Raw genomic sequence first — 13952 nt, 5'->3', positions numbered from 1 at the left:
GCCCCGCAGGCGCAGCAGGCCCCGCCCGCTCCGGCTCCGCAGGCCCCGGCTCCGCAGGCCCCGGCCCCGCAGGCGCCGCAGGCGCAGGCCCCGGCCGAGCCCGCCGCTCCGTCCACGGGTGAGAGCCCGTACGTGACGCCGCTGGTGCGCAAGCTCGCCAACGAGCACGGCGTCGACCTGGAGTCGATCACCGGCACGGGCGTCGGCGGCCGCATCCGCAAGCAGGACGTGCTGGAGGCCGCCAAGGCGCAGCGCGAGCAGGCCCAGCCGGCCGCCCAGGCCCCCGCCGCCCAGCCGGCCGCCGCGGCTCCGGCCGCCCAGGCCCCGGCGGCGCAGGCCCCGGCCGCGGCGCCCGAGCCCGTCGAGGTCGACACCACGCTGCGCGGCCGCACCGAGAAGATGTCGCGCCTGCGGCAGACCATGTCCAAGCGGCTGGTCGAGTCGCTGCAGACCGCGGCGCAGCTCACCACGGTCGTCGAGGTCGACGTCACCAAGATCGCTCGGCTGCGTGACCAGGCCAAGGGCGAGTTCCTGCGCCGCGAGGGCGTCAAGCTGTCGTTCATGCCGTTCTTCGAGATGGCCGCCATCGAGGCGCTCAAGCAGCACCCCAAGCTCAACGCGACGATCAACAACGAGACCATGGAGGTCACGTACTTCGACGTCGAGCACCTGGGCATCGCGGTCGACACCGAGCGCGGCCTGATCGCGGCGGTCATCAAGAACGCCGGCGACCTCAACCTCGCCGGGCTGGCCCGTAAGACGGCCGACCTGGCCGAGCGCACCCGCGCCAACAAGGTGACGCCCGACGAGATCACCGGCGGCACGTTCACGCTGACCAACACCGGCAGCCGCGGCGCCCTGTTCGACACGCCGATCCTCAACCAGCCGCAGGTCGGCATGCTGGGCACCGGCGCCGTCGTCAAGCGTCCCGTGGTGGTGGACACGCCGGAGGGCGAGGTCATCGCGGTCCGCTCGATGGTGTACCTGGCGCTGACGTACGACCACCGCCTGGTGGACGGCGCCGACGCCGCCCGCTTCCTGACGACGGTCAAGCGCCGTCTGGAGGAGGGCCGCTTCGAGGCCCAGCTCGGCCTGGCGTGACCCGGCCCCCGCGAGGCGGGATGACCCGGTCCCCGCGCGACGCGGGGTGACACGGCTCCCGCGCGACGCGGGGTGACACGGTTCCCGTGAGGAGGCCCGGACGGTTGCCGTCCGGGCCTCTTTCCGTGCGGCGGGATCCCGGCGTGCTGCCCCGTGACGCGCGGGGGCGCGGCGTAGGGTGGGTTGATGGCGATCATCGTGACCGGGGCGTCGGGGCTGCTGGGCAGTGCGCTGGCCGGGGCCCTGCGGGAGCGCGGCGACCGGGTCGTCGCACTGGTGCGCCGCCCGCCCGCGGGCCCGGACGAGCGGTTCTGGGACCCGTCCGCGGGCGTGCTGGACCCCGCGGCCCTGGAGGACGCCACCGCGGTGGTCCACCTCGCCGGGGCGCCCATCGGCGACCGGCGCTGGAGCCCCGCCTACAAGCGCGAGCTCGTCCGCAGCCGGATCGAGGGCACCCGCACCCTGGTGACGGCCCTCAGAGGGCTGTCACGGCCGCCTGAGGCGCTGCTGTCGGCCTCCGGGGTGGACTTCTACGGCGACACGGGCGACCGGCCGATCGACGAGAGCGCGGGCCAGGGACGGGGCTTCCTGGCGGAGCTGTGCGCCCGCTGGGAGCGCGAGGCCCGGGAGGCGGAGTCGCTGGGGGTGCGGACGGCGCAGTTGCGCACCGGTCTGGCGCTGAGCCGGCGGGGCGGCGCGCTCGGCCGGATGCTGCCGATCTTCAGGGCGGGGCTCGGCGCCCCGCTCGGCTCGGGCCGGCAGTACTGGTCGTGGATCTCGGAGACGGACTGGGTGGGCGCGGTGCTGCACGTCCTGGACCACCGTGAGGCGTCCGGCCCGGTGAACCTCACCTCGCCCGCACCTGTCACCAACGAGACGTTCACGCGGACCCTGGGCAAGGCACTGCGCAAGGGCACGGTGCCGATGCCGGTGCCGGCGTTCGCGCTCAGCCTGGGGATCGGGGAGTTCGCCAGGGAGGCGCTGCTGCCCGGGCACCGCGTCCTGCCGCGCAGGCTGGAGGACACCGGGTACGGCTTCGCCCATACCAGTCTCGACGAGGCGCTGCGCGCCGTACTCTAGGGTGCTGTTCTCGCAGCATCGGCACCTTGGGGAGGCACCGGCATGAGCAGGTCAGGGCAGTCGCACATTCTGGCCATCGGCGGCGGATCGTTCGTTCCCACCGAGCGCCACGGCTTCCTCCAGGCGAGCCCGCTGCTGCGCTACGCGCTCGACCTGACCGGCCAGGACCGGCCACGCCTGGGCCTGCTGGCCACCGCGACGGGCGACGACGCCGACTGGCTGCTGAAGATGTACGGGGCGTTCGCCGGGTGGGACGTCGAGGTGAGCCACCTGACCGTCTTCCCCATGCCCAACGTCGCCGACCCCCGGGCCTGGATCCTGGAGCAGGACGTCATCTACGTCAGCGGCGGCAGCGTGGCCAACCTGATGGCGCTGTGGCGGCTGCACGGCCTGGACGAGGCGTTCGAGGAGGCGTGGCGGGCCGGGGTGGTGCTGTCCGGGCAGAGCGCGGGCGCGCTGTGCTGGCACGTCGGCGGCAACACCGACTCCTTCGGGCCGGAGCTGCGGGTGTGGGCCGACGGCCTGGCCCTGCTCCCCTACGCGTGCGGGGTGCACTACGACTCCGACCCGCAGCGGCGCACGCTGCTCCAGGCCTCGGTGGCCGGCGGGGAGATGCCCGGCGGCTACGCGGCCGACGAGGGCGTGGGGCTGCACTACGTCGGCACCGAGTTCATCCAGGCGGTCAGCACGAGACGGGGCGCGTACGCCTACCGGGTGGAGCACGACGGCGACGGCGGGGTGAAGGAGTTCAGGATCGAGCCGCACCTGCTGACCTCCTGAATTACCCTTCAAGGGTGACGGAACGGCACAATGGACCCATGCGCCCCAGGCACGGGGTCGATCCCCTCGCACTCGCCATCGTCCGCCTCGGTGTCGACGTCCCCTATGAGCAGGCTTGGGCGCTGCAGCGTCAGGTGCACGGCAAACGGGTCGCCGGCGAGCTGACCGACACGGTGCTCCTGCTGGAGCACGCTCCGGTCTACACGGCCGGCAGGCGTGCCGCGCCGCACGAGCGGCCCGCCGACGGCACGCCGGTGATCGACGTCGATCGGGGCGGGCGCGTCACCTGGCACGGTCCTGGCCAGCTCGTCGCGTACCCGATCGTGGCCGTCGGCGACGTGACGACGTACGTGTGCCGCCTGGAGGAGGCGATGATCCAGATCTGCGCCGACTTCGGGGTCATCGCCCGCCGGGTGAGCGGCCGGGCCGGCGTGTGGACGTCCGGCGATCCCGGTCTCGGGCTGCCCGACCGGCAGATCGGCGCGGTCGGCATCCGGGTGTCGCGCGGCGTCACGATGCACGGGTTCGCGCTCAACTGCGCCAACGACCCGCGCTGGTTCAACCGGATCCTGCCGTGCGGCATCCCCGACGTGGGGGTGACGTCGCTGTCGGCGGAGACGGGCCGGCGGATCGTGGTGGACGAGGTCCTGCCGATCGCGGAGAAGCGCCTGTCGGAGTCGCTCGGCATGCAGCCGTTCGACCTGCACGAAGAGGACCTCATGCGAAGGTAGCGGCCTCGGTGCCGCGAAAGGGATGGCCGGGCACGGGACGGGCGTCTACGCTCAGGCCGTGAACCGGCTGATCACTCTTCTTCTCGCGGTCCTCGTGCACGCCCTCACTCTCGCCTTCGTCGTGACCGGGGTGTGGATCGCCGCCGTCAACGCCGAGATGGTCTTCGGCTGGCTGGTGGGCGGCGTGCTGGTGGCGCTCGGCTGGATGCTGCGTCCCCGGCTGGGCGGGCGGCTGCCGGCCGACGCCGAGGTCCTCGGCCGCGAGGCCGCCCGAGAGCTGTACGGCCTCGCCGAGCGGGTGGCGGACCGGGCCGGCGGGCCGCGCCCGCGCGAGGTGGCGGTACGCGACCTCGACCCGGTCTCCCGTCTGCTGCGGGTCGGCCCGTTCCGCAGGCCCGTGCTCGTGGTGGGGCTGCCGCTGTGGCTGGCCCTGTCGCCCCGGCAGCGGGCGGCGGCGCTGGCCCTGGCGTACGCGGAGACGCCCACGGTCGAGGAGCTGGTCGTGGACGGCGCGCTGGCGACGCTGTCCGAGTGGCGGGAGGCGCTCCTGGGGGCGGCGCCGCTGGAGGTGCGGCACGAGGCGCAGACGAATGTGCTCGCCTCGTCACTCAACCCGCTGCACCAGCCGAGCGCCGGATACGAGGCGGCCGGGCTGCTGGGCCGTCTCGTCGGCCGGGTGCTGGGCGGTCCGCTGCTCCTGCTGGAGCGGGGGCTGACCCGGCTGGCGCGGGCGGACGCGGGCCGCGTCGAGCGGCGGCGCGAGGACCTGGCGCGGCGGGTCGTTCCGGCGCGCGACCTCGCGGAGGTGCGCGGGCTGCTGGCGAGCGGCCGGTACCTGGCGCCGATGCAGGCAGCGGCGCTGCGCGGGGAGGGCGTGCCGGCCATCCGGGAGCAGGCGCTGGCGCGGGCCGCGCGGCCGTCCGCTGGGTCGGAAAAGGGCGCGGAGCAGGGCGCGGAACAGGGCTCCGGCCAGGACTTCGCCCGGGGCTCGGGCCGGGGCTCGGACGCGGGCTCGGAGCTGCTCGGCGCGGCCGAGTCGCACCGGATCGACGACGAGCTCCTGCGGCACTACACCCGGGCGATCCGCGGGTTCGGCCTGATCGTCTGATACCCCCCGCGGGAATCCACCCCTCGCGTGGTCCAGGTCCCGGCGAGACGTAAGCTGGGCTGGTGACCGTTGCTCCTGAAGGCCGAAAGCTCCTCCGCCTGGAGGTGCGCAACGCCGAGACCCCTATCGAGCGCAAGCCCCCGTGGATCAAGACCAAGCTGAGGACGGGCCCCGAGTACACCGAGCTGAAATCGCTCGTGCGCCGGGAGGGCCTGCACACGGTCTGCGAAGAGGCGGGCTGCCCCAACATCTACGAGTGCTGGGAGGACCGCGAGGCGACGTTCCTCATCGGCGGCGACCAGTGCACGCGCCGGTGCGACTTCTGCCAGATCGACACGGGCAAGCCCAAGGAGTACGACCGGGACGAGCCGCGCCGTGTGGCCGAGTCGGTCCAGCAGATGGGCCTGCGCTACGCCACGGTGACCGGCGTGGCCCGTGACGACCTGCCCGACGGCGGCTCCTGGCTGTACGCGGAGACCGCGCGGCAGATCCACTCCCTGCTGCCCGGCTGCGGCGTCGAGCTGCTGGTGCCCGACTTCAACGGCGACCGCGGGCAGCTGGAGGAGGTCTTCTCCAGCAAGCCCGAGGTGTTCGCGCACAACGTCGAGACCGTGCCGCGGATCTTCAAGCGGATCCGGCCGGCGTTCCGCTACGAGCGGTCCCTGGCGGTGATCACCATGGCGCGCGAGGCGGGCCTGGTGACCAAGTCCAACCTGATCCTGGGCATGGGCGAGACGCGCGAGGAGGTCGTCGAGGCCATGCGCGACCTGCACGCGGCCGGCACCGACCTGCTCACCATCACCCAGTACCTCCGCCCGACGCCCCGCCACCACCCGGTGGAGCGGTGGGTCAAGCCGGAGGAGTTCGTGGAGCTGCAGGCCGAGGCCGAGGCCATCGGCTTCGCCGGCGTGCTGTCCGGGCCGCTGGTGCGCTCGTCGTACCGCGCGGGCCGGCTCTACCAGCAGGCGATCGAGGCGCGGCAGAGCGCCTGACGCACGGGTTGTCGCGGCGCCTCCCGGTGGGGGGCGCCGCGCCGTGTCCTGGCCGGTAAGGTCACGTTTTCCTTTCAGGACCGGTTGGTTTGTATCCTTGCGAACATGGCGAAGTCCGTGGACCCAGAGAAGCCGGGGCGCATCAAGCAGCTCCGCATGATCGCGCAGGTCATCCAGCAGGCCAACCCCAAGGGGTTGCCCATCGTGTTCCTGTCGGCGATCGGCACGCTCGCTGTGGTCGTCGTGATCGGCATGGTCACGGGCTTCCTGTGGTATTCGGTGTTCCTCGGCGTGATGCTGGGGCTCACCGTGGGCCTGGTCGTGTTCGGCCAGCTCGCCCAGCGCGCCCAGTACTCGATCCTGCACGGCCAGACCGGCGCGGGCGCGGCGGTGCTGCAGGGCATGCGCGGCGCCTGGCAGGTCACCCCGGCCATCGCGGTCAACCGCGACCAGGACCTCGTGCACATGGTGGTCGGCTACCCGGGCGTGGTGCTGGTGTCGGAGGGCCCGGGCAACCGGGTGGCGCGGATGCTGGCCGCCGAGAAGAAGCGGGTCGCCCGGGTGGTGCTGGGCATCGAGATCTACGACATCCAGTGCGGTGACGGCGAGGGCCAGGTGCCGCTGTCGAAGCTGCAGCGCCACATCATGAAGCTGCCGCGCAACCTGAAGAAGCCCGCGGTCAACGAGGTCAAGGACCGCCTGCGGTCGCTGCCGAAGAACATGCCGATGCCCAAGGGCCCGATGCCCAAGGGCTCGCGGATGCCGCGCGGCCCCAAGATGCGCTAGATGCCGTCCTCTTCGTCGCGGGCCAACCGCGGCTGGTGGGACGGCAACGCCGACGACTACCAGGTCGAGCACGGCGACTTCCTGCGTGACACCGGGTTCGTCTGGTGCCCGGAGGGGGTCGACGAGGCCGAGGCGGGCCTGCTGGGCGACGTGCGCGGGCGGCGGGTGCTGGAGATCGGCTGCGGCGCGGCCCAGTGCGCGCGCTGGCTGGTGACTCAGGGCGCCGAGGTGGCCGCGTTCGACCTGTCGCACCGCCAGCTCCGCCATTCCCGGCGCATCGACATGGAGACCGGCGTGCGGGTGCCGGTGGTGCAGGCGGACGCCGAGGCGCTGCCGTTCGCCGCCGGGTCGTTCGATCTGGCGTGCTCGGCCTTCGGCGCGCTGCCGTTCGTGGCCGACCCGGCGGCGGTGTTCCGGGAGGTGCGCCGGGTGCTGCGGCCCGGCGGGCGGTTCGTGTTCTCGGTGAGCCATCCGATCCGGTGGGCCTTCCCCGACGACCCGGGGCCGCGCGGGCTGACGTCCGACCGGTCGTACTTCGACCGCACGCCGTACGTGGAGAGCGACGAGGACGGCGTGCCCACGTACGTCGAGCACCATCGCACCATGGGCGACTGGGTGGGCCTGGTCGTGGCCTCGGGGCTGAGCGTGACCGGGCTGCTGGAGCCGGAGTGGCCGGCGGGTCACGAGCGGGTGTGGGGCGGCTGGAGCCCGCTGCGCGGCCGGCACATCCCGGGCACCGCGATCTTCACCGCCGAACGCCCCTGACGCCACGGGCGGTGCGCGGCCGGGGGCCCCGGCCGGCCGCCGCACGCAGCCTCCCGGCCGGGTCATGATCCGGCTACGGACCCAGCGGCGCGGTCATGGCGTCACCCGCTCGAAGACGGCGGCCAACCCCTGCCCTCCGCCGATGCACATGGTCTCCAGGCCGTAGCGGGCCTGGCGCCGGTGCAGTTCGCGGGACAGCGTCGCGAGCATCCGCGCGCCGGTGGCCCCCACCGGGTGACCGAGCGAGATGCCGGAGCCGTGGACGTTCGTGCGTTCCAGGTCCTTCTCGCCGAACTTCCACTCTCTCATGACGGCCAGCGCCTGGGCCGCGAACGCCTCGTTCAGCTCGATGAGGTCCATGTCGGCCAGGGACAGGCCGGCGCGGCCGAGGGCGGCCGCGGTGGCGGGGACCGGCCCGATGCCCATGGTCTTCGGCTCGACTCCCGCCACGGCCCAGGACACGAGGCGGACCAGGGGACGCAGCCCGAGCCGCTCGGCGCGCTCGGGGGTGGTGACCAGGCACAGGGCGGCCGCGTCGTTCTGCCCGCTGGCGTTGCCGGCCGTGACGGTGGCCTCCGGGTCGGAGCCGAGCATGATCGGCCTGAGCCTGCCCAGCGACTCCAGCGAGGTGTCGGCGCGCGGGTGCTCGTCGGTGTCGATCACCGTCTCACCGCCCTTGACCTTCACCGCGGCCGGGACGATCTCCTCGGCCAGGATCCCGTCCGCCTGGGCCCGGACCGCCCGCTGGTGGGACAGGAGGGCCAGCTCGTCCTGCTCCTGCCGGGGGATCGCGTACGCGCGGCGCAGGTTCTCGGCGGTCTCCAGCATGCCGCCGGGCACGGGGTGGTTCCTGCCGCCGGCGGTCTGCCGGGCGCGTACGAGGGTGTCGTGGACGGCGACGCCGTTCCTTGCGCCCCACCGCATGTCGAGCGAGTAGAACGCGGCGTTGCTCATGCTCTCGGTGCCGCCCGCGACGACGACGTCGTGCGCCCCGGTCTGCACCTGCAGGGCGGCGTAGATCACGGCTTGCAGGCCGGAGCCGCACCGGCGGTCGAGGTGCAGGCCGGGGACGGTGGCGGGCAGGCCGGCGTCGAGGGCGACGACCCGGCCGATCGCGGGCGCCTCGCCGCTGGCGTTGCAGTGGCCGAGGATGACGTCCTCGATCACCTCCGGCGCGACGCCGGTGCGGTCGAGGAGGCCCTTGAGGGCGGTCACCCCGAGGTCGACCGCCGTCAGGCTCCTGAACATCCCGCCGTAGCGGCCGATCGGGGTGCGGACGGGCTCGCAGATGACGGCTTCACGCATGGCCGGCGCCTTCCTGGAACTCGATCGTCAACGTGGTACGGGGCTCGCCGGGATCGCGGCCGGACACGCCCAGGGTGAGCGGGGCGTCCCCGAGCCGGAGCAGCCGCGCGGTCTGGCCGCAGAAGAGCGGCCCGCGGTTCCTGTGCCGCATGCGGAGGACCGGGGCGTGCCGCCCTTCGAGGCGCAGGACCTCCGCGAGGGCGAGCGTCATCAGGGGTCCGTGCACCACCAGGCCGGGGTAGCCCTCGATCCGGGTGGCGTACGGCCAGTCGTAGTGGATCCGGTGCGGGTTCGACGTCGCCGCGCTGAACCGCATCAGCAGGGCCGGGTCGGTGGCGAGGTCCCAGGCCCACTCCCCCGCCCGGGTGAGGGGGGCGCCGGCGGGGGCCAGGCCGGCCGCCGGCTCGGCCGGGACCTCGGAGGCGGCGACGGCTCCCGCGTCCCGGTAGACGATGTCCTGCCGCTCCTCGATCGCCAGGCGGTCGTCCTCGTCGTACAGCCTGGTGGCGACGGCCGCGACGACCAGCTTCCCCGAGCGGCCGGACTTCTCGGTGACCGACTCCACGCGCGCCTCGCGCCGGACCGTGCCGCCCACCGTCAGCGGGCCGTGGAAGACGACCTCGCCGCCGGCGAACATCCGGCGCGGCAGCCCGACCGGAGGCAGGAACGTCCCGCGCGCCGGATGGCCGTCGGTCCCGAGCGTGGAGGAGGCGGGCCAGCGAGCCAGGGCGAGCCAGTGCCACAGCGGCGGCAGCGGGTCACCCGGGCCGGGCACGGGCGTGCCGTCGTCGAACAGCGCGGACAGCGCCGCCACCGGATGCGGGTCGACCGTCTCGGTGGTGGTGAGGGTGTGCGGTTCCCAGCCCGTCGGCGTCACATGAACCTTCCGCCGGTCACTTCCAGCACCGTGCCGGTCATGTACGAGGACAGGTCGGAGGCCAGGAACAGCGCGACGGTGGCGACCTCGCCCACCTCGCCCGCGCGCCCCATCGGTATCTCGGCCATCTTCTGGTCCCACGCCTTCCGCGGCATGGCCTCGGTCATGGCCGAACGGATCAGGCCCGGCTGGATGACGTTGACCCGCACGCCGTGGTGCGCCAGCTCCTTGGCGGCGGCCTTGGACAGGCCGACGATGCCGGCCTTGGCGGCGGAGTAGTTGGTCTGGCCGACCATGCCGACCTTGCCCGACAGCGAGGAGATGTTCACGATGGCGCCGCTCCTCCGCTCCCGCATGATCGCCGCCGCCTTGCGCGTGCCGTTCCAGGTGCCCTTGAGGTGGACGTCCACGACCTGGTCGAACTGGTCCTCGGTCATGGTGCGCATCGTCGCGTCGCGGGTGATCCCGGCGTTGTTCACCATGACGTCCAGCGTGCCGAAGGCGTCCAGGGCCGTCTGGAGCAGGGCGTCCACGTCGGATGCGTTCGTGACGTCGCACCGCGCCGCCCGGGCCGTCGCGGGGCCGCCCAGCTGCTTGGCCGCGGCCTCGGCGGCGTCGAGGTTGAGGTCGCCGAGGACCACCCTGGCCCCCTCCTTGACGAAGACCTCGGCGATGGCCAGGCCGATGCCCTGCGCGCCGCCGGTGATGACCGCCGTCCTGCCGTCGAGTAGCGTCATGACTCTTTCACCCGATTCTGTCGCGTGCGATCGACTGGCGTCATCCGGTGTGCCGCCCGGCGTCGCGCGCCCGGATGACGCCCTTGTCCGCCAGGGCCGCGAGGTCCGCCGCCGACAGCCCCAGCTCGGCCCGCAGCACCTCGTCCGTGTGACGGCCCACCGGCGGCGCCGGCTCCGGTGGAGCCTGCTCCGCGTTCATCACCAGCGGCGATCCCGGCGCCAGGTGCGTGCCGACGCCGGGCTGCGTGAGCGGCGCCATCAGCGGGCTCTCCCGCAGCGGGCGCGCGTCGCCGGCGGCGAGGTCGGCGAAGCTGCGGTACGCCGACCACAGCACGCGGGTGGCGCGCAGGGCCGTCTCCGCCTCGGCCAGGGTCCGGGTCTCGAACCAGCCGGCGAGCAGCTCGCCGAGCACCTTGCGGTGCCGGTGGCGTTCCGACTCCTGGCCGAGGTCCGCCCCGAGCGCCGAGGCCAGCGCGGCGACCACCTCGGTGAGGCCGGTCGCGGCCAGGAGGTCCCGCCAGTGCCGGGCGGTGAGCGCCACGACCATCAGCCGCCCGCCGTCGGCGGTGGCGAAGTCACGGCCGAAGGTGCCGTACACGTGGTTGCCGTCGCGTTCCCGTGGCGTGCCGCCGAGCTGCGCCTCGGCGAGGTAGCCGAGGTTGCCGGCGGTCGCCAGGGCGACGTCCTCCAGCGCGACCCGGACCTGCTGTCCCTCGCCCGTCAGCAGCCGGTGCCGCTCGGCCGCGAGCAGTCCGACCGCCAGGTAGAGCCCGGCGGCGACGTCCCAGGCGGGCACGACGCCGTTCACCGGCCCCGCCGCGCCCGCCGGGCCGGTCAGCAGGGGGAAGCCGGTCGCCGCCTGGACGGTGTAGTCCACCGCGGCCCCGCCGTCCCGGCGGCCGGTGAGCAGCACGTGGATCACGTCGGGGCGGCGCTCGCTCAGCGCCTCGAAGGTGAGCTCCGGGTGCCGCGCGGAGTTCGTGATCACGATCCCCCCGCGGCCTCCCCCGCTGACGATCAGGGCGGCGACGAGCTCGCGTCCCTCCTCGCGGGACAGGTCCACCTCGACGGCGCGTTTGCCCTTGTTGAGGCCCGACCAGTACAGGCTCGTCCCGCTCGGGGCCAGCGGCCAGCGGGTACGGTCGGCGGCGCCGCCGACCGGCTCCACCCGGATCACGTCGGCGCCGAGCTGGGCCAGCGTCATCCCGCTCAGCGGGCCGGCCACGTAGCCGGAGATCTCGACGACCCGCATGCCGAGCAGCGGCCGGGAGCGCCGCCCGGCGGGCGCGGCCCGCTCCGTCACCGCCCCGCCGCCTTGAGCGGCTGCTCCCGGATGGCCTCGGGATTCTCGCCGGTCCGCTCGATGACGTCCCCGGCGGGCACGACCTCCTCGCGCACGAGGGTGCGGACGGCGGCGAGCACCGCCTGGAAGGTTTCGGTCTCCACTGGCTGTCTCCTGACGCGGTCGTGGGCGGGGGTCCCCGGGACGAGACCGCGGCAGGCGGATCGTCCCGAGCGGCCCGCGCGGCCCGACCTGGAGGATCTTGCCCAGCGAGGGGCCGGCGAAGCGCGGCGCGGGCGGACCTGGCGGCGCTCAGCCCCCGGCGTAGCGGGCGGCCATGGCGTGGAAGACCTTCTTGGGCTCCCAGCGCGCCTCGTCGAGCAGCCGGATCACGCCGTAGGAGCCGATGTCGTCCGCTCCGGTGCGGTTGTAGGCGGCGAAGGTGAACCACAGCGCCGTCTCCACGCCCTCCTCCTCGAACACGTCGAGCAGCTCGGTGAGGTAGCGCACCTGCTCGTCCTCGTCCGGCACGGCCCCGTCGGGCACCAGCCAGGCCGTGCCGCCGCGCTCGCCCGCGCCCTGATAGGCGCAGGTGCCGAACTCGGTGACCGCGACCGGCTTGCCGTGCCGGAAGTGCGCGCGCAGCTCCTCGCGGAAGTTCGCGGCGTTGTACGCCGCCCGGTAGGCGTCCACGCTCACCAGGTCGAACGGGCTCCAGTCGATGAACTCCCACGGCCCGGCCGCGTAGGTGACCCGGCCGCCGAACAGGGGCCGGACCGTGGCGGCCACCTCGGCGAGGAAGACGTTGAAGCGGGTCATGACCTCGCCGAGCGACTGCCACCACGCCAGGTCGCCGTCCATCATGAGTTGCAGCCGCTCGCGGTAGGTGTCGCCGGGTATGAAGCCGGGCCCGAAGGCGCTGGTCTCGCAGCCGGTGACGAGGACCACCTCGGCGCCGCCGCGCCGTAACGTCTCGGCGCGGGCGGCGCAGTCGGCGTACAGGGCGAGTGTCTCCTCGCGCGGCTGGTCCACCGGGAAAGGCGCGAGCCACACCTCCAGGCCGGCCGCGGCGGCCTCCTCGGCGGCGACGCCGAGGCGCTCCGGGTCGCCGCCGGAGACGCGCACCGCCCGGCAGTGCAGGTCTTCGGCGATGACCCGCATCTCGCGGCGGGCGCTCTCGCGGTCGAACGCCCGGCGGGACCGCTCGGGCCCGTTGAGGAAGCCGGTGTCGTAGTTGATGCCCTTTTTCATGATCCATCCTTGTCGTCGACGTGACCATGGCCGCGTTCCAGCAGGTCGAAGGCGAGCTCCACGTCCTCGGCCAGGCGCCGGCCCGCCTCCGCGAGGGGCGTCCCGCAGGACAGGCGGAAGAAGAACGTCTCCTGGAGAGCGGTGACCGTGGCGGTGATCTGGGCCGCCATGACGCGGGCCACCAGGTCGACCTCCCCTTCCGGAACGGGGCTCGCGGCGCTCGTGGCCAGGGCGGCGGCGAGCTCCTCGCGCTCCTCCGCGTACGCCTGCTGGAGGCCCGCCAGCAGCGCCGGGCTGGAGGAGATCACCCGCACGCGCGCCATGAGCGCCTCCACGTCCACCTCGCCGGGGCCGGCGGCCAGCCCCCGGTAGTGGGCGCGCAGCGCGGCCAGCGGCGTCACCCCCGGCGCCCGCTCGGCCACGACCCGCGCCATGTCGTCCTTGACGCCCTCCAGGGCCAGGGACTCCTTGCTCGGGAAGTAGCTGAACAGCGTCACCTTGGCGATCCCGGCCGCCTCGGCGACCTCGTTGACGGTGACCGCGTCGTAGCCCCGCTCGGCGAACAGGCGCAGCGCGACCTCGGCGATGCGCCGCCGCGTCTGCTCCTTCTTGCGCTCCCTCAGTCCTGCCATCACACAGAAAAGCGTACCCGGTTCAGATCCGAACCGGGTACGCCTTTTTCGGGATCGTGTGTCACATACGGACGACGACGGTGTGGGACACGCGGTCGTGCACCCCGCGGTGGTCGCGGTCGAAGATCAGCGCGGGCACGGCCAGGGCGAGCAGCAAGGTGCGCGTCAGCGCGGGCACCAGCCGCGGGTCGCCGCCGTCCATGGCCGCCACCCGGATGCCGGCCAGCCGGTGGCCGAACGTCTGCCCCATGAACGCCACCAGCACGAGGTACTGCACGGCGAACACGACGGCGGGCACCCAGGGCGACTCGGCGGGATCGATCCGCAGGAGGAGCTGGGTGATGGCCCAGGTGCAGATCAGCCAGTCGATGACCAGGGCGGTGATGCGCCGGCCCCATCCGGCGACCGATCCGCTGCCCTCCTCGGGCAGGCCCAGCCGCTCGCCCGGATAGCCGAGATCGACGCCCGCCGCCCGCACGCCGCCCAGCCAGGTCTGTGTCCAGCGGGGCTCATTGCCGCTCATGC

The 13952-nt window shown here is 73.7% G+C and carries 16 protein-coding genes; 8 read left to right on the top strand and 8 right to left on the bottom strand.

Annotation, left to right across the window (positions count from 1 at the left end; translation table 11 throughout):
* The 8 genes from sucB to ABZS51_RS20055 all read left to right on the top strand — a co-directional run.
* On the top strand, positions 1-1101 hold a 1101-nt coding region (gene sucB, locus ABZS51_RS20090; protein ID WP_355442929.1), incomplete at its 5' end, for a 2-oxoglutarate dehydrogenase, E2 component, dihydrolipoamide succinyltransferase.
* Between the two features lie 186 nt (positions 1102-1287).
* Complete coding sequence (locus ABZS51_RS20085; protein ID WP_310715124.1) at positions 1288-2181, top strand: TIGR01777 family oxidoreductase; 894 nt, start codon at positions 1288-1290, stop codon at positions 2179-2181.
* Between the two features lie 42 nt (positions 2182-2223).
* Positions 2224-2961 (top strand): peptidase E, encoded by a 738-nt coding sequence (locus tag ABZS51_RS20080; RefSeq protein ID WP_355442925.1) that lies wholly within the window; start codon positions 2224-2226, stop codon positions 2959-2961.
* A 38-nt stretch (positions 2962-2999) separates the two neighbouring features.
* Positions 3000-3692, top strand: a complete 693-nt coding sequence (gene lipB / locus ABZS51_RS20075) for a lipoyl(octanoyl) transferase LipB (RefSeq protein ID WP_355442922.1) — start codon at positions 3000-3002, stop codon at positions 3690-3692.
* Between the two features lie 58 nt (positions 3693-3750).
* Positions 3751-4800 carry a hypothetical protein gene (locus tag ABZS51_RS20070; protein WP_355442919.1) on the top strand — a complete coding sequence of 350 codons (1050 nt, stop codon included), beginning with the start codon at positions 3751-3753 and terminating at the stop codon, positions 4798-4800.
* Between the two features lie 62 nt (positions 4801-4862).
* Entirely contained in the window at positions 4863-5792 is a 930-nt protein-coding gene (lipA, locus tag ABZS51_RS20065; protein ID WP_310715133.1) for a lipoyl synthase, read from the top strand.
* A 105-nt stretch (positions 5793-5897) separates the two neighbouring features.
* Positions 5898-6578, top strand: coding sequence for a DUF4191 domain-containing protein (locus tag ABZS51_RS20060; protein ID WP_310715135.1), 681 nt, complete (start codon positions 5898-5900; stop codon positions 6576-6578).
* Positions 6579-7343 (top strand): methyltransferase domain-containing protein, encoded by a 765-nt coding sequence (locus ABZS51_RS20055; RefSeq protein ID WP_355442915.1) that lies wholly within the window; start codon positions 6579-6581, stop codon positions 7341-7343. It abuts the gene before it with no gap.
* Positions 7344-7436: 93 nt separating this feature from the next.
* On the opposite strand, the gene ABZS51_RS20050 is transcribed toward ABZS51_RS20055, so the two are convergent.
* The 8 genes from ABZS51_RS20050 to ABZS51_RS20015 form a co-directional block, all read right to left on the bottom strand.
* On the bottom strand, positions 7437-8648 hold the full coding sequence (locus tag ABZS51_RS20050; RefSeq protein ID WP_355442912.1) for an acetyl-CoA C-acetyltransferase: 1212 nt from the start codon (positions 8646-8648) through the stop codon (positions 7437-7439).
* Complete coding sequence (locus ABZS51_RS20045; RefSeq protein WP_355442909.1) at positions 8641-9525, bottom strand: MaoC family dehydratase N-terminal domain-containing protein; 885 nt, start codon at positions 9523-9525, stop codon at positions 8641-8643. Before ABZS51_RS20045 ends, ABZS51_RS20050 begins: the two co-directional genes overlap by 8 nt.
* The gene (fabG, locus tag ABZS51_RS20040) at positions 9522-10262 is read right to left on the bottom strand and encodes a 3-oxoacyl-ACP reductase FabG (protein ID WP_355442906.1); all 741 of its coding nucleotides are present in this window, start codon (positions 10260-10262) and stop codon (positions 9522-9524) included. The genes ABZS51_RS20045 and fabG overlap by 4 nt, the downstream gene beginning before the upstream one ends.
* Before the next feature lie 40 nt (positions 10263-10302).
* Positions 10303-11565, bottom strand: a complete 1263-nt coding sequence (locus tag ABZS51_RS20035; protein WP_355442903.1) for a CoA transferase — start codon at positions 11563-11565, stop codon at positions 10303-10305.
* Entirely contained in the window at positions 11562-11708 is a 147-nt protein-coding gene (locus tag ABZS51_RS20030) for a hypothetical protein (protein ID WP_355442899.1), read from the bottom strand. Before ABZS51_RS20030 ends, ABZS51_RS20035 begins: the two co-directional genes overlap by 4 nt.
* Before the next feature lie 148 nt (positions 11709-11856).
* Positions 11857-12795 (bottom strand): hypothetical protein, encoded by a 939-nt coding sequence (locus tag ABZS51_RS20025; protein ID WP_355442896.1) that lies wholly within the window; start codon positions 12793-12795, stop codon positions 11857-11859.
* Complete coding sequence (locus ABZS51_RS20020) at positions 12792-13427, bottom strand: helix-turn-helix domain-containing protein (protein WP_355442932.1); 636 nt, start codon at positions 13425-13427, stop codon at positions 12792-12794. The genes ABZS51_RS20025 and ABZS51_RS20020 overlap by 4 nt, the downstream gene beginning before the upstream one ends.
* A 61-nt stretch (positions 13428-13488) precedes the next feature.
* Entirely contained in the window at positions 13489-13950 is a 462-nt protein-coding gene (locus ABZS51_RS20015) for an RDD family protein (protein WP_355442893.1), read from the bottom strand.
* Positions 13951-13952: the final 2 nt, after the last annotated feature.

Origin of the sequence: Nonomuraea sp. NPDC005501 (assembly GCF_040605905.1) — a bacterium.
Lineage (GTDB): Bacteria > Actinomycetota > Actinomycetes > Streptosporangiales > Streptosporangiaceae > Nonomuraea.
Note: the sequence above shows the minus strand (reverse complement) of the source record. Positions and strands in the feature narration are given on the sequence as shown.

Excerpts from the sequence above, each read along its gene's own strand:
- ABZS51_RS20085 (WP_310715124.1), top strand. The coding sequence starts at position 1,288 with ATGGCGATCATCGTGACCGGGGCGTCGGGGCTGCTGGGCAGTGCGCTG.
- ABZS51_RS20080 (WP_355442925.1), top strand. The coding sequence starts at position 2,224 with ATGAGCAGGTCAGGGCAGTCGCACATTCTGGCCATCGGCGGCGGATCG.
- lipB (WP_355442922.1), top strand. The coding sequence starts at position 3,000 with ATGCGCCCCAGGCACGGGGTCGATCCCCTCGCACTCGCCATCGTCCGC.
- ABZS51_RS20060 (WP_310715135.1), top strand. The coding sequence starts at position 5,898 with ATGGCGAAGTCCGTGGACCCAGAGAAGCCGGGGCGCATCAAGCAGCTC.
- ABZS51_RS20055 (WP_355442915.1), top strand. The coding sequence starts at position 6,579 with ATGCCGTCCTCTTCGTCGCGGGCCAACCGCGGCTGGTGGGACGGCAAC.
- ABZS51_RS20050 (WP_355442912.1), bottom strand. The coding sequence starts at position 8,648 with ATGCGTGAAGCCGTCATCTGCGAGCCCGTCCGCACCCCGATCGGCCGC.
- fabG (WP_355442906.1), bottom strand. The coding sequence starts at position 10,262 with ATGACGCTACTCGACGGCAGGACGGCGGTCATCACCGGCGGCGCGCAG.
- ABZS51_RS20025 (WP_355442896.1), bottom strand. The coding sequence starts at position 12,795 with ATGAAAAAGGGCATCAACTACGACACCGGCTTCCTCAACGGGCCCGAG.
- ABZS51_RS20020 (WP_355442932.1), bottom strand. The coding sequence starts at position 13,427 with ATGGCAGGACTGAGGGAGCGCAAGAAGGAGCAGACGCGGCGGCGCATC.
- ABZS51_RS20015 (WP_355442893.1), bottom strand. The coding sequence starts at position 13,950 with ATGAGCGGCAATGAGCCCCGCTGGACACAGACCTGGCTGGGCGGCGTG.